21 protein-coding genes are annotated in these 21,230 nt (G+C 45.7%); 19 read left to right on the top strand and 2 right to left on the bottom strand.

What is annotated here, in order from left to right; translation table 11 throughout:
- The first annotated feature begins 767 nt into the window (after positions 1-767).
- Complete coding sequence (locus tag PTQ21_RS27835) at positions 768-941, top strand: hypothetical protein (protein WP_274567850.1); 174 nt, start codon at positions 768-770, stop codon at positions 939-941.
- Positions 942-1,561: 620 nt separating this feature from the next.
- Here PTQ21_RS27835 and PTQ21_RS27830 read toward each other — a convergent pair.
- On the bottom strand, positions 1,562-1,864 hold the full coding sequence (locus PTQ21_RS27830) for a hypothetical protein (protein WP_053781298.1): 303 nt from the start codon (positions 1,862-1,864) through the stop codon (positions 1,562-1,564).
- A gap of 349 nt (positions 1,865-2,213) precedes the next feature.
- On the opposite strand from PTQ21_RS27830, the gene PTQ21_RS27825 reads away from it, so the two are divergent.
- The 3 genes from PTQ21_RS27825 to holA all read left to right on the top strand — a co-directional run bounded on the left by PTQ21_RS27825 (position 2,214) and on the right by holA (position 5,292).
- Positions 2,214-2,762: an RNA polymerase sigma factor gene (locus tag PTQ21_RS27825; RefSeq protein WP_024628507.1), complete on the top strand. Its 549-nt coding sequence runs from the start codon at positions 2,214-2,216 to the stop codon at positions 2,760-2,762.
- Complete coding sequence (locus PTQ21_RS27820; RefSeq protein WP_274567849.1) at positions 2,759-4,018, top strand: anti-sigma factor family protein; 1,260 nt, start codon at positions 2,759-2,761, stop codon at positions 4,016-4,018. The genes PTQ21_RS27825 and PTQ21_RS27820 overlap by 4 nt, the downstream gene beginning before the upstream one ends.
- 257 nt (positions 4,019-4,275) lie before the next feature.
- Positions 4,276-5,292 (top strand): DNA polymerase III subunit delta, encoded by a 1,017-nt coding sequence (holA, locus tag PTQ21_RS27815; protein WP_274567848.1) that lies wholly within the window; start codon positions 4,276-4,278, stop codon positions 5,290-5,292.
- Positions 5,293-5,458: 166 nt separating this feature from the next.
- On the opposite strand, the gene rpsT is transcribed toward holA, so the two are convergent.
- Complete coding sequence (rpsT, locus tag PTQ21_RS27810) at positions 5,459-5,731, bottom strand: 30S ribosomal protein S20 (protein WP_024628504.1); 273 nt, start codon at positions 5,729-5,731, stop codon at positions 5,459-5,461.
- A gap of 175 nt (positions 5,732-5,906) precedes the next feature.
- Here rpsT and gpr point away from each other — a divergent pair, with 175 nt between their 5' ends.
- From gpr to PTQ21_RS27735, 15 genes are all read left to right on the top strand, one after another.
- A complete protein-coding gene (gpr, locus tag PTQ21_RS27805) occupies positions 5,907-6,908 on the top strand; it encodes a GPR endopeptidase (protein WP_063567283.1) in 1,002 nt (333 codons plus the stop codon).
- A gap of 160 nt (positions 6,909-7,068) precedes the next feature.
- Positions 7,069-8,364 carry a stage II sporulation protein P gene (locus PTQ21_RS27800; protein WP_064636355.1) on the top strand — a complete coding sequence of 432 codons (1,296 nt, stop codon included), beginning with the start codon at positions 7,069-7,071 and terminating at the stop codon, positions 8,362-8,364.
- 54 nt (positions 8,365-8,418) lie between these two features.
- Positions 8,419-8,778, top strand: coding sequence for a hypothetical protein (locus PTQ21_RS27795; protein WP_063567285.1), 360 nt, complete (start codon positions 8,419-8,421; stop codon positions 8,776-8,778).
- Between the two features lie 146 nt (positions 8,779-8,924).
- Positions 8,925-10,739: a translation elongation factor 4 gene (gene lepA / locus PTQ21_RS27790; protein ID WP_063567286.1), complete on the top strand. Its 1,815-nt coding sequence runs from the start codon at positions 8,925-8,927 to the stop codon at positions 10,737-10,739.
- Positions 10,740-11,065: 326 nt separating this feature from the next.
- On the top strand, positions 11,066-12,250 hold the full coding sequence (gene hemW, locus PTQ21_RS27785; protein WP_274567847.1) for a radical SAM family heme chaperone HemW: 1,185 nt from the start codon (positions 11,066-11,068) through the stop codon (positions 12,248-12,250).
- Positions 12,251-12,367: 117 nt separating this feature from the next.
- Positions 12,368-12,838: an N-acetyltransferase gene (locus tag PTQ21_RS27780; RefSeq protein WP_063567287.1), complete on the top strand. Its 471-nt coding sequence runs from the start codon at positions 12,368-12,370 to the stop codon at positions 12,836-12,838.
- Between the two features lie 253 nt (positions 12,839-13,091).
- Positions 13,092-14,123, top strand: coding sequence for a heat-inducible transcriptional repressor HrcA (hrcA, locus tag PTQ21_RS27775; protein WP_062328691.1), 1,032 nt, complete (start codon positions 13,092-13,094; stop codon positions 14,121-14,123).
- A 39-nt stretch (positions 14,124-14,162) separates the two neighbouring features.
- Positions 14,163-14,738 (top strand): nucleotide exchange factor GrpE, encoded by a 576-nt coding sequence (grpE, locus tag PTQ21_RS27770; protein ID WP_274567846.1) that lies wholly within the window; start codon positions 14,163-14,165, stop codon positions 14,736-14,738.
- Between the two features lie 157 nt (positions 14,739-14,895).
- Positions 14,896-16,740 carry a molecular chaperone DnaK gene (dnaK, locus tag PTQ21_RS27765; RefSeq protein WP_063567289.1) on the top strand — a complete coding sequence of 615 codons (1,845 nt, stop codon included), beginning with the start codon at positions 14,896-14,898 and terminating at the stop codon, positions 16,738-16,740.
- Between the two features lie 129 nt (positions 16,741-16,869).
- The gene (dnaJ, locus tag PTQ21_RS27760; RefSeq protein WP_063567290.1) at positions 16,870-17,991 is read left to right on the top strand and encodes a molecular chaperone DnaJ; all 1,122 of its coding nucleotides are present in this window, start codon (positions 16,870-16,872) and stop codon (positions 17,989-17,991) included.
- A gap of 151 nt (positions 17,992-18,142) precedes the next feature.
- Positions 18,143-18,511, top strand: a complete 369-nt coding sequence (locus PTQ21_RS27755; protein ID WP_063567301.1) for a hypothetical protein — start codon at positions 18,143-18,145, stop codon at positions 18,509-18,511.
- A gap of 247 nt (positions 18,512-18,758) precedes the next feature.
- A complete protein-coding gene (locus PTQ21_RS27750) occupies positions 18,759-18,938 on the top strand; it encodes a YfhD family protein (protein WP_024628492.1) in 180 nt (59 codons plus the stop codon).
- Entirely contained in the window at positions 18,931-19,323 is a 393-nt protein-coding gene (locus PTQ21_RS27745) for a hypothetical protein (RefSeq protein ID WP_072734512.1), read from the top strand. Before PTQ21_RS27750 ends, PTQ21_RS27745 begins: the two co-directional genes overlap by 8 nt.
- Before the next feature lie 161 nt (positions 19,324-19,484).
- Positions 19,485-20,450, top strand: a complete 966-nt coding sequence (gene prmA, locus PTQ21_RS27740) for a 50S ribosomal protein L11 methyltransferase (protein WP_072734511.1) — start codon at positions 19,485-19,487, stop codon at positions 20,448-20,450.
- A 3-nt stretch (positions 20,451-20,453) separates the two neighbouring features.
- Entirely contained in the window at positions 20,454-21,131 is a 678-nt protein-coding gene (locus tag PTQ21_RS27735; RefSeq protein ID WP_063567293.1) for a site-2 protease family protein, read from the top strand.
- Positions 21,132-21,230: the final 99 nt, after the last annotated feature.

Genomic DNA, 21,230 nt, shown 5'->3' with positions numbered 1-21,230 from the left:
ACAAATAAGTGTTAAACTAACGGGAAACGATAGCTTAATAAAACCAACAAAGCAGCTGAACAAAGTAATCGGCTGCTTTGTTAACTAAACGGATAGGTTAATAGCAATCTCTCCAGTGAAAAGCCCCTAGCCCCTAAATGGGACTTTTTCACTTTACTAAGTCTGCAGTTCAACTCCAGTTTCAATGCCCGACCTCAGCATGCATACTTCTGCAAGACCGCGATATCTGAACGTGGCATTTATAATTCAGTATTCCTTGATCAATTGTTTCTGTGGGGAACAATAGCTCTGCAAAGAAAAACGGCAGCCGCAGTTAAACCCGTTATCATTAATGGTATCAGGAGTAAGAAACCATACGCTAACGGGAAACCATAGCTCAATAAACTCAAGTGAAGTCAATCATATTAGTGGTTGGCTTATTTGATTTTAAAGATTTCATTTAAAGTATAATTTAAACTGCCTCTAACTCAAATTGTACATTTTGAATCTCGAAACCGATAATTTTAGTGATTTTTCATTCATAAAGGTCCTGAAACGGTCACTTTTTGCACATTTTCAAAGCGGAATAGGAATGTGTGTTTGCATATGGGTGAATTGGAAGCATAAGGTTGCCATGATCTTTTGGAAGCATAAGCTTGCCAAATGGCAAACTTATGGGTTAAGTCGCAGAGGTTCCTGTCACCATAGACGTATTAAAAGTTGCACACCACGGTAGCAAAACATCGTCAACGGAAGCTTGGTTACAGTACTGGAATGCATCTGCATCCGTGATATCTGCTGGGGCCAACAATACATATGGACATCCCAATCCTGGGGTGCTTGAACGTCTTGTAAATTCGGGTACAGAGATCTATCGAACAGATCAAATGGGGGAGATTCAGATGAAGATCAAAGATGGGAAGATTGATGTGCGCTACAAGTTGACGATGGATGATTCATGAATTTCTGTGGGAGTTGGCTAAAATGGATTACTCTCTTGCTTTTGAAATACCAACTATTAAGCTAATTATAGTCGCACTGAATAAGTTAATCGTGTGATCGATTTGATCCCAAGTTTTATGGCGTATCATCATATTATATACAATAAATAATAGACTACAGAGTAGAAAAAATCCCAGGAAGTACTTTAAAAAGATTTTCAAATTCATTTAATCTGCCTCATATCTGCATAGAAATTTTGTTGCGCCGTTGTGAGTTCTAGTTCGTCTTTGCGACTTGAATTACTATTAAATAGTGTCCAGTTTTCCGTTAGTTGTCTGATTTCGCTCCTCTACGTGCCTATATTTTCTATTTTAAGTTATAAAATGGGATTGATTATGCTGTTTATGTGAAATTAATGTAAAATTTCGTGAAAGATACGTAATACTTCTGTGTTCATCATGTTCGCTCAATAAAGATAAAATCTATACAGTCCCAATCTACAACTGGTTGTCATTTATTAATTTTCTCTATGAAGTACATCATTTGCTCGAAGAATGAAACCAAAAGCCCGCTTTCCGGTATGCTCCTCGGGGAGAATGCCGGAAAGCGGGCTAATTTTGGAATGACTTATAACAACGAATTATTCAACGCCATCTTTGAAGTGTTTACTCCAATGTTTGTCGCCTTTGTGCAACAGATCTTCTACGGTTTTCTCAAGCGTCAGCAAGAGCTGTGCTCGTACATCAAGCACGGTTTCTCTGTACAAGCGTTCTTCCGATCCGACGATTTTATCGCCGTATAATGCCTGTGCAGCGGTGTATTTCCGATGTTCCTCAACCAGAGTATCAATAGACTGCAAAGCATGTTCCACAAAATGGGATATGCTTTGATATTCTTTGGGCATTTGTTCTTTTAACGCTTGAATTTTTGCAAGAGCTGGCATGCTCATCACCTCGTGTTATGAATGTAAATTTACAATACACTGTTTTCATGAAAATTACATTAAAACGAGCTTAAATTTGTACAAAATTTGAACTTTTTTATTTTCAATGCTATAAGTGTTGTTAGCTATAATGTATGCCATTGTAATAAAATTGAGTCGTGTAAGTACTGGAATGACTTTTGAGCTGGCTTGATGACTCGTTATGCAATTTCTGTTATTCTAAGAGAAGATTTCAGCGGCCCCAATACATAAGCCGTTATTTTGTTATGGCAATAAAAAAAATACTTAACTTTGCAACAATTTTATTGATGGTCACGTCTGTAAGGTTGCAGGGAGAGGGGGATCCTTTGTGGTAGAGCCGGAACTCATCAGAGCCGCTCAATCGGGCGATCGCGACGCTCTAATTACCCTATTGCGGGACATTGAACAGCATGTTTATCGGACCGCATATTACATTCTAAATAATGAACAAGACGCTTTGGATGCTGCTCAGGAAGCGTTGATCCGAATTTACACCAAGATTAATTCATATGAGGAAAAGGCCCAGTTTAAGACATGGGTTCAGCGCATCGTCACGAATATCTGTATTGACAAATTCAGAAGAACCAAGCCCTCCGTCTCCATTGACGAGCATGATATGGTTTTTCAGGACAATCAGGATGTGGAATTCGAAGTGATGTCCACATATGTGGCAAAGGATATTCAGGATGCCATTAACAAGCTGCCTGAGCATCATCGTACCGTTATTGTTCTAAGATATTTGCAGGACTTATCCTATAACGAAATTGCGGATTGCCTCGATCTTCCGTTGAATACGGTTAAATCTTATTTATTTAGAGCCAGACAGCAATTACAGAATCTACTACAGGAGTATCAGAAAGGTGGTGTGACAGGATGAAATGCGAAGAGGTGGTGGAATGGATGCACCGGTATCTGGATCATGATCTGGGCGAGGCGGAAACTGCGCAGATGCTACAGCATGTGGCCCAATGCGCGGAGTGCGCCGAAAATTTTAGTTTGCTCAGAGCTCTCTCCAGAGAACTGGAAGATTTGCCGCAGGTAACCCCGAGATTCAGTCTGGTTGATGCCATTATGCCGCAACTGGATGCAATCGACGAAGCGAAAAGGGAACAAAGCAGTACAATACAGGAAATGAGTCCTGTCCCTGCTGCATTTGAGAATTTACAGCGTTCAAGTGAGCGGAAACCGAAGCAAAAATGGTTGAATTCTATGGCGGGCCGGATGTCCATGGGCGCAGCAGCAGCCGCTGTTGTACTGGGCGTTGCCATTTTTGGATATCAGCCAGAGAAGATTGAAAATGCAGAAATGATAATGAGCACGGGCAGTACCCAAGAAGGCGGGAATGAGGATCAAAATCCACTGAGCAGAGAGATCAACAATGAAGATTCTTCCTCCTCACTACAGAGCGATAACAGTGTGTGGATCGATAGTTCGGAAAGTCAGCCATCCGCTGAAGATAAACAAGCTCAAGAGGTTGGTCCTGAAGAAAATGGTTCAGAAAAGGTGCAGGAACCAGAATTGAAGGAAGACCAACCTTCTAAACAGCCGGATACTGGATCAGAATTGAAAAAGAGTGATTCAACGAAAAACGCCCCTTCCAGTTCCAATCCTGCCGATAGTACCAAGAGTGCAGATCAGCAAAAAAGTCAGGGTTCAGGAGCTGCTACCGGACCTTCGGCAGGTTCTACTGAGAGCGGAGCAACGGAGCCTGAAAATGGGGATGCACAATCATTCACTACTTCTCAGGATATGCCTGATGTTAAGGTAGAAGAGCCAACAGAGGGCGTGACGAGTCCTGATTCCGAGACAGGCATGGATGCAGCGGGAGGAAATAAGGGATTGGCTGCCACGGATTCAGGTGCACTTGCTACGACGACTCCAAAAGAATGGAAGTCACCCGATGGCTCCTATCTGGTCATGCTACTCGGCGATCAGATCAGCATTTACTCTAAACCTGCTGCTGACCCGGATGTGCTTAATCTGGTCGAGCAACGTAGTGTGGAGGGTACACTAAAATCTGCGAGCTGGTCCAAGGATAGCACCGTATTCAATTACGAGACAGATCAAGATGGGACAACAGTGAAGAAATCGTTTAATGTGTCCACTGGTTCAAGCGGGACCTCTGGTAAATAGGCTGTAAATTATACGTTTGGCCTTAAGACTTGCCGAACATTTCTGTTGTATCAAGAATATATTGAAAGTAACAACAACGTCCTATCTCAGTTGGCATAACTGACGTCGTATGACCGCGCACCAGCTTTTTCTAGAATTGTTGGTGTCAGCGTTTATATAGATGTAGGACAGGGGGCCTTCATCCGTAACCGGATGTAAGGCCCCTTTGTTGTCTGTCACGATTTCTGGTAGGATAAGAGGGATAAGGGGGCACCGTGATGGATGTAAAGAGTGCGACAAAGGCAATACGTAATGGAGAAACGGCTCCGGTATATGTGCTGTACGGAACGGAGAAGTACCAGATACAGCAATTTACGGATATGTTAAAACAACAGGTAATTGAAGAAGAGCACCGAGAATTTGCGATCATTCCATATGATCTCTCTGAGACACCTGTGGAGGTGGTCATTGAAGAAGCGGAGACGGTTCCTTTTCTTGTTCCACGTAAACTCATTATCGTTCGCGATGCTAATTTGTTTACAGCAGGCAAGGATTCCAAAATGGATCACCAGATTGATCGGCTGCTTACATATATGGACAATCCGGCAGATTATAGTATTATTGTGTTTCTGGCCCAAGGGGATAAGCTGGATGAGCGTAAAAAACTAGTTAAGGCAGCCAAGAAACAAGCCGTTGTCCTTGCGTTCGCTCCACTAAGTGGTGAAGAGCTGCTGGGTTGGATTGTAAAGCTGGCGAAGCAACGGGATGTATCTTTTGAGACTGGAGCAGCTGACACGCTTGTTAGTTATGCAGGAACAGGCTTGCAGACGTTATCTGCGGAAGTGGACAAGTTGTGTTTGTTCGCTGGTAACGGAGGCACGATTAAACGCGCAGATATCGAATCTTTGGTGGCGCGAAGTACCGAGCAGAATGTGTTCGCGTTGGTGGAGGAGCTTGCTAACTTGAGGCTGGAGAAAGCGTTGGGTCTTTTTTATGAGTTGCTGAAGCAGCGTGAAGAACCAATCAAAATTGCTGCCTTGATTGCCCGTCAATTTCGAATTATGATTCAGGTAAAGGAGTTAGGGCAGCAGAGTTACTCCCAACAGCAGATTGCCAGTCAGCTTGGTCTGCATCCGTATGCTGTCAAAATTGCTGGTGAACAGGCTCGCAAGTTTCAGGCAGAACGTTTGAGGCTAATTCTGAGTCATCTCAGTGAACTGGATTATCAGATGAAGACCGGGGCAGTGGATAAAGTGCTCGGACTAGAGCTTTTCTTGTTAAGGCTCGGTGCTTAAACTTAGATATAACTGTAACACAAAGCGGCCTCTATTCCGTTGATGGTGAGATCATCGGAATAGAGGCCGCCCCGTTTGAATGAGTGCTTATAGAATCAGATACTAAAAAATCCTGAAAGCTCGTGCTGTTCAGGATTTTTCCATTAGATCGTATAAGTAACGCTTCTTACGCTTGTGCGGAAAGAGCGTTCAGTTTTTTCGCCAAGCGAGACTTTTTGCGGGCTGCAGCATTTTTATGAACCAGACCTTTAGTTACAGCCTTGTCCAGCTTTTTGGAAGCAGCTTGAATCGCAGCTTTTGCAGTATCAACTTCGTTACTTACCAGAGCAGCATCAGCAGCTTTAACAGCTGTACGGAGTGCAGATTTCTGGGAAGCGTTGAGTGCGCGGCGCTTGTCGCTCGTTTTTACGCGTTTAACAGCGGATTTGATGTTTGGCATTACATTCACCTCCTGTAAGGCATTTGCATGAATACAAACGTTTCACAACTTAAAATATTCTAGCACGCTGGCATGCAAATTGCAACAGATTTTCCTATGATGTTCGATGGTGCTGCATAAAGCACACCATTTTCCCACACAATATGCTCAAATGCGGTAAGGGAGGCAGGGACAGATGACACTGGATTTGCAAAATTATGCAGTTCGTACCGACTTGGCAATTGACTCCAAGGAGATGGCTCAGGGGGGACAGAAACAGACGATTCCCGGGCTGCGGGAGGATGTGGATGAGAAAGACGGTATCAAAATCACACGTATTGATGTGCTTGATGATGCAGCCGCTACAGCAATTGGGCGTGTAAAGGGGCACTATGTCACTTTGGAGGTTCCATCGCTTCGTAACGGGGATACCGATCTTCAGGAGCGGGTGGCGGCAGAATTCACGCGAGAGATGGAAGATTTTTTGGCCAAAGCGGGAATTAACAAGACGTCCAAGGTGCTGATTGTGGGTTTGGGCAACCTGAACGTCACGCCTGATTCACTTGGTCCGCTGGTAGTGGAGAATCTGATGGTTACCCGTCAGTATTTTGAGCTGGTGCCGGATCAGGTTGCACCGGGGTATCGGGAAGTCAGTGCCATTGCGCCAGGTGTGCTGGGGACAACGGGTATAGAATCCAGTGACATCGTACAAGCGATCGTGGATCGAACGAAACCGGATGCAATCATTGCGATTGATGCGCTGGCTTCACGCTCCCTCGAACGTGTTAATACAACGATTCAAGTGGCAGACATCGGCATTCATCCTGGCTCAGGAATTGGGAACAAGCGACGTGGACTGACACGTGAAATATTGGGTGTTCCCTGCATTGCCATCGGTGTACCTACCGTATGTTATGCGTCGACCATTGTGAATAACGTCATCGAAATGATGCGTACTCATTTTCGGCAGGAGACCGACCAAACGAAACAGATTATGGGCATGCTGGACGATATCGGCGAAAATGACCGTCTCAGTTTGGTAAAAGAGGTACTGGAGCCACTAGGCCATGATCTGATCGTTACGCCCAAAGAAATCGACGAGTTTGTCGAAGATATTGCCAATATTATTGCAACCGGTCTAAATGCAGCTCTCCATGATGCGGTAAATGCGGAGAATGTAGCTGCCTACACCCATTAATTAACATTTGAAATTTAAATGCTTGAGACTCCTGTGAAGAAGGTCCGAATCTATCGGACTTTCTTTTTTTGTGCAATCTTCTTTTTCCTGTTCTATCAAATCTGGCAGGCTCATAGAGTTGAAGTATAAGCGTTGTCCAGCAGGGAAGGAGACAGAAGCAATGAACAAAATATTGGCCTGGAATATTGGTAAATGGAAAAAGAGATGTTTGCACGTGCTGGCCATGGGCCGTACGTTGTTGTTGCTTATGATCATATCTGCTTTGTTTTTTGTTGTACTCGGTCTAGGGGGCATGGCAGAGAAGCGTTTGAATAGCTCACCCGTTTCTTCTATGAAAGGGTTTGCGGGAGCCGTATCAAGCAGCTTTTTTGTGGACATGCTCGGCATGGAAATGCCGCATCTAACTCAGAAGGAACAAGCCTCTGCATTTTCTGGTGAAAATCTGACTTCATTTGTGTTCCAACTGCTGACGAATGTGAATCCGCAAGACCCCAAAAGCCTGATCGCTAGAGAAATGCCTGGCATGGGTTCCAATCAACCCGTACTGCTGCGACCGGGCTCGGGAAATGAAAAAGCTGAAGCTCCAGAAGATTATCAGCCGGGTCCTGGACTCATTGATACGGCATCGGCAGGCGGAGGGAAATCAGGTGGCGAGCAGCATATCCCACCAGGTCAGGATAACCCCGATCCATCTGATCCGCAGAATCCGGGTGATGGTGAAGTAAAGGGTGATCCCCCACCGAAGAGTGGCGGTAAAGATGAACCGAGCAAACCAACGACAGGAAAAAAAGCGATTCTTGTCTACCATTCCCATCCACGTGAAGGATACAATCCTCTCTTGGGCACAAAGAGTGACAATCCTTCTTCTGGTAAATCGACGGGCAATGTTTTTCAAGTGGGAACCTACTTATCCGACAGTTTGGAGAAGCTGGGGATTGGGGTGGAGCATGCACAGGAAGATTATCCGACCAAGGTGAAGGATTATAACTGGAATTATTCCTATAAATACTCTCGTCAGACGGTGAAAACTGCACTCGCTCAAAATGACGATCTTACGTATCTCATCGATATCCACCGTGACTCACAACGTCATAACAAAACAACAACGACCATTAATAATCTGGGTTATGCCAAAGTATATTTTATTATAGGACATGAAAATCCAAACTGGCAGCAGAATGAGGCCTTTGCGGCCAAAATTCATAAGAAGCTGGAAGCGAAATATCCAGGGGTATCTCGGGGCGTATGGGGCAAGGACGGCGGCGGGGCCAACAATGGTGAATACAACCAGACGCTTTCTCCCAACAGCATATTGATTGAGATTGGCGGCATCGACAATACAGCTGCTGAACTGGAGCGGACATCCAAAGTGCTCGCCGACATGATTGCAGAGGTGTACTGGAATGATCAGAAGGTGGACAAAGCTAGTGCGGAAAAGACATCACAAGGTGGCTAGTATTCCTGATATGGAAGAATAGAAGAATTGAAGATATAACAGGAGGCGAGGAATGTGTCCAGATTCGGCAAAAGATTGTTTTCCATCTGTTTATTAATGTTGCTGGGTGTGCTGTTTGGAATGCAGCTGGCAGGCAGCAACTTTAATAGGGGCGATGATTCGACTGGCAACCCTGCAGTGGTGAAAACTGAGCCGGCGGCACCGGCTGCCGAGTCTGTTCCGATCGCGGCGGTACAACAGGAGGTCAAAGAACCCCCAGCCGTACCTGTTCTGTCACCGAGTCAAGTGCTTGGCGCAGAGCAGAGCAAAGCACCGGTCGACGTGCTGGCTGACAAAACGGCAGGTCTTCTTCAAAATCTGTCCCATAACGGAATGAAGTGGGTAGTATCCTTATTTAGCGGAGTCGCTGAATAAAAGGTTATGAAATATAGGCAAAATATACCCTTGGGAGTTCGCAATTGTGACGATAATTATAAAGTTGGGGCAACGCGGGATTGATGCACCCTGCATCAACTGTTATAATGATGTGATTGACACTAGGCTGTTTCTGGGGGTAAGGAATGACTGACATTCGGGCAAGACAACGTAAAATTCGTAACTTTTCAATTATTGCACATATAGATCACGGCAAATCAACACTTGCGGACCGGATCTTGGAGCACACAGGTGCGCTCACGTCACGTGAAATGCAGGAACAGGTTCTCGATAAAATGGACCTTGAACGCGAACGTGGAATAACGATCAAGCTACAAGCAGTAGCCTTGACTTACAAAGCGGATGACGGTGAAGAGTATTTATTGAATCTGATTGATACACCAGGACACGTAGACTTCACGTATGAAGTATCACGCAGTCTTGCTGCATGTGAAGGTGCTCTGCTGGTTGTAGATGCGGCTCAGGGAATTGAAGCCCAAACACTTGCCAACGTGTATCTGGCGTTGGATAACAATCTTGAAATTTTACCGGTTATCAACAAAATTGACCTTCCGAGCGCTGATCCTGAACGGGTGAAGCAGGAAGTGGAAGATGTTATTGGTTTGGACACAAGTAATGCGGTTTTGGCTTCGGCCAAATCAGGAATCGGAATCAAAGAAATTTTGGAGCAAGTGGTGAAAAGTGTTCCGGCACCAACTGGTGATCCTGAACAGCCTTTGAAAGCGCTGATTTTTGACTCGCACTACGACCCGTACAAAGGTGTAATCGTATATGTGCGTGTTGTTGACGGCAAAATCAAATCCGGTTCCAAAATCAAAATGATGGCAACAGGTAAATCATTTGAAGTCATTGAAGTTGGAGCGTTCAAACCTCGTATGACCATCGTGGACGAGCTGAACGTCGGGGATGTTGGATTTATTGTTGCCGGTATTCGGCATGTAGGCGATACACAAGTCGGGGATACGGTAACGGATGCCAAAAATCCAACACCGGAACCTTTGCCGGGTTATCGTAAAATTAACCCAATGGTATATTGTGGTCTCTATCCGATTGAAACATCGGACTATGTTGATCTGCGTGAAGCGTTGGAGAAATTGCAGTTGAACGATGCGTCTCTGAGCTTTGAACCGGAAACATCCAGTGCACTCGGTTTTGGATTCCGTTGCGGATTCCTTGGACTGCTTCACATGGACGTTATCCAGGAGCGGATCGAGCGGGAGTTTAATATTCCGTTGATCACAACGGCACCAAGCGTAATCTATCACGTCACCTTAACGAATGGTGAAGTGATGAAAATCGACAACCCATCCAACTATCCTGAGGTGGGACGGATTGATTACGTCGAGGAACCATATGTCAAGGCAGACATTATCGTACCGAATGATTATGTAGGTACCATTATGGAGCTGTGTCAGAATAAACGTGGTGAATATGTGAATATGGAATATCTGGACACAACACGGGTTACCATTACCTATGAGATTCCGTTGTCCGAGATTGTATATGACTTCTTCGACCAGCTGAAATCCGGTACCAAAGGATATGCATCCCTTGATTATGAGCTGTCCGGTTACCGTCAGTCCAATCTGGCGAAAATGGATATTGTACTCAATGGCGAACAGGTGGATGCTCTGTCCTTCATCGTTCACCGTGACCGTGCCTATAACCGTGGACGCATTGTCTGTGAGAAACTGCGCGAGCTGATTCCACGGCAAATGTTCGAGGTGCCAATTCAGGCATCTGTAGGTACCAAAGTTGTAGCTCGTGAAACGGTAAAAGCAATGCGTAAAAACGTACTTGCGAAGTGTTATGGCGGTGACATCTCGCGGAAACGGAAACTGCTTGAGAAGCAGAAGGAAGGTAAGAAGCGGATGAAGCAGGTTGGTAACGTAGAGGTGCCGCAAGAAGCATTCATGGCGGTGCTGAAAATTGATGATTAAGAACGCAATCTCTGAGTACATCAAATTTTGTGTATCGGAGAATGCGTTTAAAAAGACGTTTGCTTGCAAACGTCACGTGAACCCTTTCGGTACATCAATAATTTGTGTATGAAAGGATAAACGATATTTTGTCTCGGGTACAGCACAAATGTGTGTATTTAAATTAGATTAATAATTCATTTTTGGGTACAACACTGAGTGTGTGTATCAAAATTGAATTGCAAGACGTTTGCTTGCAAACGTAGGTACAACACAGAATAACCAATAAACCAAGCTGAAAGGGAAGCCGGATGGCTTTCCTTTTTTCAAATAGAGGGGGACTTGCCATGACATTGGCAGCACACAGCCGGAAAACAGGTGCACCCCAAGCGGTGTATCTTCACATTCCCTTTTGCACAAATAAATGTTTCTACTGCGATTTTAACTCTTATGTATTGAAGGACCAGCCTGTTATGCAGTACCTTGAAGCGCTGGAACGGGAGATGGAACATACGGTTAAAGCGAATCCGCCGGGAGAAATCAAAACCATATTTGTGGGCGGCGGTACGCCTACTGCACTGAAACCGGATGAAATGGCCGTATTCCTGAAGTCCGTTAAGACCTATTTCCCCAATTGGGCAGATGATATTGAGTTTTCGATGGAAGCTAATCCGGGCACGACCGATGCGGAGAAACTCGCCGTTATGAAAGAAGGCGGAGTGAACCGCGTCAGCTTTGGGGTACAGGCTTTTCAAAATGATCTGCTGACAGGTATTGGCCGGATTCATAATACAGATGATGTATACCGCAGTTTGGAAAATGCCCGAGCAGCTGGATTGCATAACTTGTCCATTGACCTCATGTTTGGTTTGCCAAACCAAACTGTCGAGATGCTGAACGAGAGTATTGATAAAGCGCTGGAACTGGATCTGCCGCATTACTCCATATACAGCCTGAAGGTGGAAGAGAATACTCTTTTCCATACGTTGTATCAGAAGAACCAGCTACCGCTTCCTCATGAAGACGATGAGTTGCAAATGTATCTTCTATTAATGAAGCGTATGAAAGAAGCAGGTTACGGACAATACGAGATCAGTAACTTTGCCAAACCCGGCTTCGAGAGCCGTCACAATATCACGTACTGGCGTAATGAGGACTATTACGGTCTGGGTGCAGGTGCACATGGATATGTAGGCCGCGAACGCCATATGAATATAAAAGGTATAAACCCGTATGTTGAAGCTTCCAAAGGAGGTCTGCCGCGTCTCGATCATTTTGAGATCAGCCGCGCCGAGGCAATGGAAGATTATCTGATGGTTGGATTGAGAATGCTGGAAGGTGCTTCATCCTCACGGTTTAGCGATCAGTTCGGGGAGCCTATGGAGGAAGTGTTTGCGAAGCCTTTGGGCAAAATGCTGAATGCAGGACTGCTGGAGAAGACGACAGACGGCTTCCGGCTTAGTGAACAGGGCATCCTGTTCGGAAATGACGTTTTTGCCGAGTTTATCGGGTCTATATCGCTGAATTCGTAGCTTGAAATTCTATACGCTCTGTTGTATATTTATTCATATTGATTTTACAGAGCGTGTAATTTATACAACTACGAAGTCGGCTTTCCTCTGGAAAGCTTCTTATAGGAGGAGAGCTGGATGTCGGCCATATGCAGAAAAGCCGTACCGGAAGATGTTGAACCATTATTTGAAATGATTAAGGGCTATGCAGAGCGTGGGATCATGCTTCCGCGTTCACGGGAAGTACTGCAACGGCAGCTGGAGCACTTTGTTGTAGCAGAAGTGAATGGTCAGGTTGTAGGCTGTGGATCTCTCTGCCGTTTGGGAAATGATCTGGTGGAAGTCAGATCGCTCGGCATCTCCGAAGGTCACAAAGGCATGGGCATTGGCTCACTGCTGCTGGACCGGCTGGTAGAGGAAGCGGAGAAACAGCAAATTCCCAAGGTCATGGCGTTGACATATGAGGTGTCCTTTTTTCTCAAAAACGGTTTTGCCGTTGTGAACAAGGAAATTTTCCCGGAAAAAGTATGGACCGACTGTGTTCATTGCAGCAAGCAGGATTGCTGTGATGAGATTGCTGTATTGAAAGAGTTGAATATTTCAGCCTGATAAATGAATGAACCGTATGGATTGAGCCGAGTATACTCTATCTCACCTGCGGTTCTTTTTAATTCATGAGATGTACAGTAAAGTTGTTATGTCTTGGAGACATTGGTCTATACTATAAATAGATGAGCGTACTCATCAAACTGACTTGACAATGCTCACGTCATTTTGGTATTTTTGTATTACCGCTTAGCACTCATCTAACCGGAGTGCTAACGACATGGGACAGTACAGTCAGAAGGAGGGAATACTCACCATGTTAACAGAGCGTCAACGAATGATTCTGAACGCTATAGTGGATGACTATATCCGTTCAGCTGAGCCCGTAGGGTCCCGGAGCATTTCCAAAAGGGGAGATGTTGGATACAGTCCGGCGACGATCCGTAATGAAATGGCGGACCTTGAAGATATGGGCTTTCTGGAACAGCCGCATACATCGGCTGGTCGCATACCTTCGCACAAAGGCTATCGATATTATGTCGATCATTTGGTTCCCTGGAATCAGGTGGAGCCGCAAGAGCTGGACGACCTGAAATCATTTTTCGCAGAAAAGCTGAACGTGATGGAACAAGTTATTCAGCATGCCTCAGTCATTTTGTCACATATGACGAATTATACTTCGATCCTGCTTGGACCGGAAGTTTTCCACACGTCACTTCGTCATTTTCAACTGCTTCCGCTTAATGAAAGCGAGGCTGTAGCCATCATCGTAACGAACACGGGTCAGGTAGAGAACAAGACAGTTCAGATTCCACCTGAAATTTCGGTAGCGGAGATGGAGAATGTAGTTCGTTTATTAAACAGCAAGCTGGTCGGCGTGCCGATTTACAAATTAAAGTCTCGTCTCTACACCGAGCTTGGGCAAGAGATGGAACGGCATATTACACGTTATGAGGAAGTCATGCAGGTGCTGAACAGTGCCTTTGACAACGAGCATGATAATCGTCTGTTCCTTAGTGGTGCCACCAATATGTTGACCCAGCCAGAGTTTAAAGATATTGAAAAGGTAAAAGATATTCTTGACCTGCTGGATGAGACACCAACACTCATGAAATTGATGATGCCCGTGCAGGGTGGATCTGGTATTCAGGTGCGAATAGGCACCGAGAATGATCATGAAGCCTTCGCCAATTGCAGCCTGATAACGGCATCCTATTCATTGGATGGAGAGGCTTTGGGCTCCATCGGAATTTTGGGACCTACGCGAATGGATTACGCACGTGTCATTCATATTTTAAATACATTATCCCGTGATTTGACGGCCATGCTAACGCATCGCTTCAAATAAGGGAATGAACCATTTCATTCTTATAAGGAGGTGAACATCTTGAAAGAGGAGCAATCATTCGCAGCAGAAGAACAGGAACAGCAAGCAACTACAGCAGCGGAGCAGGAGCCTGTCAACGAAGCCGGAGCTGCAGAAGCGCAGGCGGAAGAGATGACAGATCAGGAGCAAGATGAGATCGCACGTTTGAAGGAGGAAGCTGAGGAACATCAACAGCGTTTTGTCCGTGCGCAAGCTGATTTTGATAACTTCCGTCGTCGTACACAAAAAGAAAAAGAAGAACTGGCGAAATACGCTTCGATGAAGCTGGTCACCGAACTGGTGCCGGTCATTGATAACTTCGAGCGTGCCATGGCTACTGTACCGGAAGGTGCTGAAGTCGAGTCCTTCTCCAAAGGTATCCAAATGATCTTCCGTCAGCTGGAAACTGTGCTGAACAATGAAGGTCTGACGTCAATGGATACGGTAGGACAACCGTTTAATCCCGAATTCCACCAGGCGATTATGTCCGTGGAGAGCGACGAGTATGAAGAAGGTACCGTTGTCGAGGAAGTCCAAAAAGGCTATATGCTGAAGGATAAAGTACTTCGTCCGGCTATGGTTAAAGTTAGCTCATAATTTCTATTAAAGAATGAAATGAGTTCACTCTTGATTGTACGATGCCACCGAAGTTTAATATAAAGGTTAGTACACACATAGAGCACGATTAGGAACAACAAATACAAATAAGGATCAATCTGATCCATTTTAAATTGTCGAGGGAGGAAATTTTCCGATGAGCAAAGTAATCGGTATTGACTTAGGAACAACAAACTCATGTGTAGCGGTTATGGAAGGCGGCGAGGCTGTCGTTATTCCAAATCCGGAAGGCGCACGTACAACCCCATCCGTAGTGGGTTTCAAAAAAGATGGAGAACGCGTTGTCGGTGAAACGGCTAAACGTCAAGCGATCACGAATCCGGATCGTACGATCATCTCGATCAAACGTCATATGGGTACATCCCACAAAGAAACAATCGATAGCAAAGACTACTCACCACAAGAGATCTCTGCAATCATCCTGCAAAAACTGAAATCCGATGCTGAAGCTTATCTGGGTCAAACGGTAACTCAAGCGGTTATCACAGTACCAGCTTACTTCAATGACAGCCAGCGTCAAGCAACAAAGGATGCAGGGAAAATCGCAGGTCTGGAAGTTCTGCGTATCGTCAACGAGCCAACAGCAGCAGCTTTGGCATACGGTATGGAGAAATCCGAAGACCAAACGATTCTCGTATATGACTTGGGTGGCGGTACATTCGACGTATCCATCCTTGAACTGGGTGACGGCTTCTTCGAAGTTAAAGCAACTAGTGGTGATAACCAACTGGGTGGCGATGACTTTGACCAAGTGATCATTGATTATCTCGTAAGTGAGTTCAAAAAAGATCAAGGCATTGACTTGAGTAAAGATAAAGCAGCGGTTCAACGTTTGAAAGATGCAGCAGAAAAAGCGAAAAAAGAACTTTCCGGCGTATTGACTACAACTATTTCCCTGCCGTTCATTACTGTGGCTGATGGCGTTCCTCAACATTTGGAGTTGAACCTGAGCCGTGCGAAATTCGAAGAAATCTCTGCTGGTCTGGTTGAGCGTACGCTTGAACCAACTCGTCGTGCACTGAGCGATGCTGGAATGACAGCTAACGATATCGACAAAATCGTCTTGGTTGGTGGTTCCACACGTATTCCTGCAGTACAGGAAGCAATTAAAAAACTGACAGGTAAAGACCCTCACAAAGGTGTTAACCCGGATGAAGTTGTAGCTTTGGGTGCTGCTGTACAAGCGGGCGTACTGACAGGTGACGTGAAAGACGTTGTATTGCTTGACGTAACTCCATTGTCCCTGGGTATTGAAACTGCGGGTGGCGTATTCACTAAAATGATCGAGCGCAACACAACGATCCCTACAAGCAAATCCCAAGTGTTCTCCACTTATGCAGACAACCAACCAAGCGTTGAGATTCATGTTCTGCAAGGGGAGCGTGAGATGGCAGCGGGTAACAAATCCCTCGGTCGCTTCATGCTGGGAGATATTCCTCCAGCTCCACGTGGCGTTCCACAAATCGAAGTTAGCTTCGATATTGATGCTAACGGTATTGTTAACGTATCTGCAACAGACAAAGGTACTAACAAAACTCAAAAAATCACCATCACTTCTTCCAGCGGTCTGAGCGATGCTGAAGTTGAACAAATGATGAAAGATGCTGAGTTGCATGCTGAAGAAGACAAAAAACGCAAAGAACTCGTTGAAGCGAAAAACAGCGCAGATCAACTGATCTACTCTGTTGACAAAACGATCAAAGATCTTGGCGAAAAAGCTGACGCTGGTGAAGTTGAAAAAGCGAATGCTGCAAAAGAAAAACTGCAAGGCGTTCTGGCTTCCGACAATCTGGAAGACATCAAAGCCGCTACAGAAGAATTGACAGAGATCGTTCAACAACTGTCTGTAAAACTGTATGAGCAAGCACAAGCTCAAGAGCAAGCAGCTCAAGGTGCTGAAGAGCAACAAGGTTCTGCAAAACGTGACAACGTCGTAGACGCTGATTACGAAGTTGTGGATGAAGATAAAAAACAAAACTAATTCACGATTTCTAGTGAATTAATCATCGGTGACGTTCGGATCGAAGGGAAAGTCATAGCCGGGGCTCCCGTGCTTTGGCTTTCCTTTTGTCACGATGTGCGATATGGTGAATGATATGGGGGTGGAAGAGTGGCTGAAAAACGTGATTATTATGAGGTACTCGGCGTCGGCAAAAATGCCAGCGACGAGGAAATCAAAAAGGCATACCGCAAGCTTGCCCGTCAGTATCACCCTGACGTAAACAAGGCTGCTGACGCGGAAGCCAAGTTTAAGGAAGTTAAAGAAGCTTATGATGTGGTCAGTGACGGCCAGAAGCGGGCGCAGTATGATCAATACGGTCATATTGATCCAAATCAGGGCGGATTCGGCGGCGGTGGCGATTTTGGCGGCGGCGGCTTTGGCGACATCTTCGATATGTTCTTTGGCGGTGGCGGTGGACGACGTGATCCAAATGCTCCGCAACGGGGGAACGATCTGCAATACACCATGACGATTGAGTTCAAGGAAGCGGTATTTGGTAAGGAAACTGACATTACCATTCCTCGTACCGAAGGCTGTGATACTTGTCATGGCTCAGGTGCGAAACCGGGAACCAAACCAGAAACCTGTTCCGTCTGCCAAGGTAGTGGTCAACAGGAAGTGGTTCAAAATACACCGTTTGGCCGTATGGTCAACCGTCGTGCTTGTTCGAACTGTAATGGTTCGGGACAAATTATCAAGGAAAAATGTACTACGTGCAGCGGCAGCGGTAAAGTACGTAAACAACGCAAAATTCATGTTCGCATTCCAGCGGGTGTAGATGATGGCGCTCAATTGCGTATGACTGGTGAAGGTGAAGGTGGTCTGCGCGGAGGACCAGCAGGAGATCTGTATATTGTCATCCGTGTGAAATCACATGATTTCTTCGAGCGTGAAGGCGATGATATCTATTGCGAAATTCCGCTTACCTTCGCTCAGGCAGCATTGGGAGATGAGATTGAAATTCCAACGCTGTCCGAGAAAGTGAAGCTGAAAGTACCTGCCGGTACACAGACAGGAACGTATTTCCGTCTCAAAGGCAAAGGCGTACCACGCCTGCGCGGTATGGGGCAAGGGGATCAGCATGTGAAAGTCGTTGTAGTTACGCCTAGCAAGCTGAATGACGAGCAGAAAGATCTGCTTCGCCAAATTGCTGCGCTGGATGGAGAACAAACTCATGAGCATGAGCAATCCTTTTTTGACCGGGTGAAACGGGCATTCCGTGGAGACTGAGTCTTAATCATTAATTTAAAAAAGGACACCACAGCGGTTTTTCCGCAGGGTGTCCTTTTTTGCATAATATGGGCACGCTTGCGGAAAGATACCAGACATGAGCATTCAGTGGTTTACTGATGTGCCGAAACTAGGGAAGCAGGTGAACCGGATGACCGAAAAAAATATTTTGGCTTATTTCCATAGCCCGGAGCAAGCGGAAGGGGCAGCCAAAAAACTGGAGGCATTACGAGTGGAAGACCTGTCTATCAATCGATTCAGTCGTTACGCGGGTGTCGGGCCAAGTGGAGCATCCTATACGCCGGGTGTTTCCGGCAGTTTTTCTTCCTGGGTACCAGGTGCTCTAGGCACAAATGCCAGCGCGGGAATCATGGCTGCAGCAGATCCTTCTGCAAGCGGTATGAGCGATGGCGGACAAGAGGGCCCGACAGGCAGAGATGTATTACTGACCGTCGTTGTTGACGAGGCAGTACATCATCGTGCCCTATCCATTATCGAACAAGCCGGCGGTATGATTTAGTTTTTCAATTAATTTCTATTCACTGAGCATCTATATAAGTTTCAACCTAAACATTTACACGATAACGGAGAGGACAGAAAAAACTTGGAGAAGCGAAGCGTTCGCCTTTATCCCTGGATTTTCCCTTTTAAGGAAGGGAATCAAAAAAATCTGGGGATAACAGCGATCGGAAGGTTGTTCTGTCATCGGAGTGTCAGTGTAAATACTCTTTAGTTGAACTTATACAATTTGAAGGAGGAACATAACGATGGCAGAACATGAACGTCCAGGCAAGATTTTAACGAAAACGGAAAAGATGAAGCGGATGCAGTCCGCCAAAAATGAGGATGTGGAATTCAGTGCCGAAGCTGCGGATCATGAAGATATAGAGGCTTTGCGCCGCAGTGAAGCGGCCGATCGTCGTCAGGGTCGGGAGATTCATGACTGAAGATCGCTCTGCAGTGATTATCGAAGCGGTGTTTACGAGCTGGTCCGAGGCTGAATCTGCACGCAGAGCTCTGGAATTGCTGCACCCAAACCAGTTGAGTATCGAGAGTCTGAATGACTCATCGTCTTCAGTGGATCTGGAAGCGCCTGAGAGCACAGATAATTCGACTATGGCTGTGATTGGGGGATTCAGTGGTGAGCTGAATGTACTTTCCCTCATTAGCGATGAGACCGAGGTGTTGTCGGGTGGACAAGTGTATGACGATCCGGATGCTGGCTCTGAAGGCAGGTCCAAGCAAGAAATCTTGCTGACCGTATCCGTATCCAGTGACTCTCTCCCGCAAGCTGCAGAGATGATTACGCAGAACGGTGGACGCTTTTGCTAACAAGTTAATCGAGTTTAGTCATAATTAAAACAGGGTATTCGAGCAGTCAGGCTGCGGGTATCCTGTTTTTGTTGTTTCTTTACTGCCGCGGTTTTGTACTCCTGCTCGCTTGTGTAGTACAATAGTTGGGATGTTTGAAAAATGAGGAGGAAAAACGAAGTATGTTATGGCATGAACTAACAATACATACCACAGAAGAAGCTGTGGAGATGATTTCGAATTTTTTACATGAAGCGGGTGCTGGAGGGGTCTCGATTGAAGAGTCCGGTACTTTAAATAAAAAACGGGATACGACGTATGGCGAATTGTACGAGTCTCCTTTGAATGATATTCCTGAAGGCTTTGCGGTCATTAAAGGATACTTCTCCGAAGGTACGGACATGGACGCATTGCAATCTGAAGTGAGTCCACGCATTGCGCAGCTTTCCGAATTCGATATCCAAACGGGTGAGGTTCGTTTTGAGACTCGAACAGTGGATGAAAATGACTGGGCGAACGCCTGGAAACAATATTTCAAGCCAGTACGTGTCTCGGAACGTCTAACCATTAAACCGACATGGGAAGAGTATACGCCGGAAAGCCCAAATGAGAAAATTATTGAGCTTGATCCAGGCATGGCGTTTGGTACGGGAACACATCCAACCACTTCGCTTTGTCTACGTACACTGGAATCGGTCATTCAGGGTGGCGAGGAAGTCATCGACGTAGGTACAGGCTCTGGCATCTTGGCCATTGGAGCTGTTCATCTCGGTGCAAAACATGTGTTGGCGCTTGACCTCGATCCGGTTGCGGTAGCAAGTGCCAAAGAAAATGTAGAACTGAATGGGCTGGCACAACAAATTACGGTGAAAGAGAGTGATTTGCTGTCTGTTCTGGGCAGTCAGGACCCTGCGCTGGGCGTGAAGCTTCCGGTGAAAGTTATTGTTGCCAATATTTTGGCCGAAATTATTATGCTATTTGTGGATGATGTCTATCATGCGCTTGAGTCTGGCGGTGTTTATATTACTTCAGGCATTTGGAAAAATAAAGAGCAGCTTGTCCATGATGCGCTCGTTGCTTCCGGCTTCGAAATAAGTTCGGTTCATCGCGATGAGGACTGGATCGCGTTTGTGGCCAGAAAGAGGTAACCGATGGATTTAAACTCGTTTTTTCGTTATCCACTGGATCAACTTCCGTTTTTCCTGTTGACGATCCTGATTGCTTTTACGGTCCATGAATTCTCTCATGCCTATTTTGCCAACAAATTCGGTGATCCAACAGCCAAGCTGCTAGGCCGGGTTACCCTCAATCCGGTCGTACACTTTGACTTGTTTGGGGTGCTATTGCTCGTTATTGCTGGCTTCGGTTGGGCACGACCCGTTCCAGTTAATCGGGCGAACTTTGACAAACCAAGATTGATGGGTGTTATCGTCTCTGCAGCAGGGCCACTAAGCAATCTGCTACTTGCGATTATTGGTACAATTATTTACGCTTCATTGGTTGGTTCAGGAGCGCTGGGGAGTATAGAAAATGAGCGATTGCTCACAGCGATATCCATGTTTTTCTCTATTTTTAACCTGACGAACTTTTTCTTGTTTCTGTTTAACCTTATACCGTTGCCACCCCTGGATGGTTATCGGATTCTTGAAGACGTATTGCCACCATCTATCAGTCGCAAGCTGCAAGGAGTGGAGCAATGGTCGATTTTTATCTTCCTGCTGATTTTGGTTATACCTCCGCTGCAAAATGTGACGATTCAACCGTTGTATGAGTTTGCACAAACGATGTATGTGGATCTGGCAAAACTAATCATTGAATTATATCGATAAGCAACACGTACCTCTAGGGCTGAAATACTGGTCAGATAGACATAAAAGTTGTATGATCATCTGTGGCGATTGGATTCACGCCTGCCATCAGGCGGGGTG

Source organism: Paenibacillus marchantiae (assembly GCF_028771845.1).
Taxonomy (GTDB): domain Bacteria; phylum Bacillota; class Bacilli; order Paenibacillales; family Paenibacillaceae; genus Paenibacillus; species Paenibacillus marchantiae.
The sequence above is the reverse complement of the archived record's forward strand: the minus strand, read 5'-3'. Positions and strand labels throughout refer to the sequence as shown.

What these genes read in the sequence shown, in the direction of transcription:
- PTQ21_RS27780 (WP_063567287.1), top strand. Translation starts at nt 12,368, where the DNA reads ATGTCGGCCATATGCAGAAAAGCCGTACCGGAAGATGTTGAACCATTA.
- holA (WP_274567848.1), top strand. Translation starts at nt 4,276, where the DNA reads ATGGATGTAAAGAGTGCGACAAAGGCAATACGTAATGGAGAAACGGCT.
- lepA (WP_063567286.1), top strand. Translation starts at nt 8,925, where the DNA reads ATGACTGACATTCGGGCAAGACAACGTAAAATTCGTAACTTTTCAATT.
- PTQ21_RS27750 (WP_024628492.1), top strand. Translation starts at nt 18,759, where the DNA reads ATGGCAGAACATGAACGTCCAGGCAAGATTTTAACGAAAACGGAAAAG.
- hemW (WP_274567847.1), top strand. Translation starts at nt 11,066, where the DNA reads ATGACATTGGCAGCACACAGCCGGAAAACAGGTGCACCCCAAGCGGTG.
- PTQ21_RS27820 (WP_274567849.1), top strand. Translation starts at nt 2,759, where the DNA reads ATGAAATGCGAAGAGGTGGTGGAATGGATGCACCGGTATCTGGATCAT.
- dnaK (WP_063567289.1), top strand. Translation starts at nt 14,896, where the DNA reads ATGAGCAAAGTAATCGGTATTGACTTAGGAACAACAAACTCATGTGTA.
- PTQ21_RS27830 (WP_053781298.1), bottom strand. Translation starts at nt 1,864, where the DNA reads ATGCCAGCTCTTGCAAAAATTCAAGCGTTAAAAGAACAAATGCCCAAA.
- PTQ21_RS27755 (WP_063567301.1), top strand. Translation starts at nt 18,143, where the DNA reads ATGACCGAAAAAAATATTTTGGCTTATTTCCATAGCCCGGAGCAAGCG.
- rpsT (WP_024628504.1), bottom strand. Translation starts at nt 5,731, where the DNA reads ATGCCAAACATCAAATCCGCTGTTAAACGCGTAAAAACGAGCGACAAG.
- hrcA (WP_062328691.1), top strand. Translation starts at nt 13,092, where the DNA reads ATGTTAACAGAGCGTCAACGAATGATTCTGAACGCTATAGTGGATGAC.
- prmA (WP_072734511.1), top strand. Translation starts at nt 19,485, where the DNA reads ATGTTATGGCATGAACTAACAATACATACCACAGAAGAAGCTGTGGAG.
- gpr (WP_063567283.1), top strand. Translation starts at nt 5,907, where the DNA reads ATGACACTGGATTTGCAAAATTATGCAGTTCGTACCGACTTGGCAATT.
- PTQ21_RS27745 (WP_072734512.1), top strand. Translation starts at nt 18,931, where the DNA reads ATGACTGAAGATCGCTCTGCAGTGATTATCGAAGCGGTGTTTACGAGC.
- PTQ21_RS27735 (WP_063567293.1), top strand. Translation starts at nt 20,454, where the DNA reads ATGGATTTAAACTCGTTTTTTCGTTATCCACTGGATCAACTTCCGTTT.
- PTQ21_RS27800 (WP_064636355.1), top strand. Translation starts at nt 7,069, where the DNA reads ATGAACAAAATATTGGCCTGGAATATTGGTAAATGGAAAAAGAGATGT.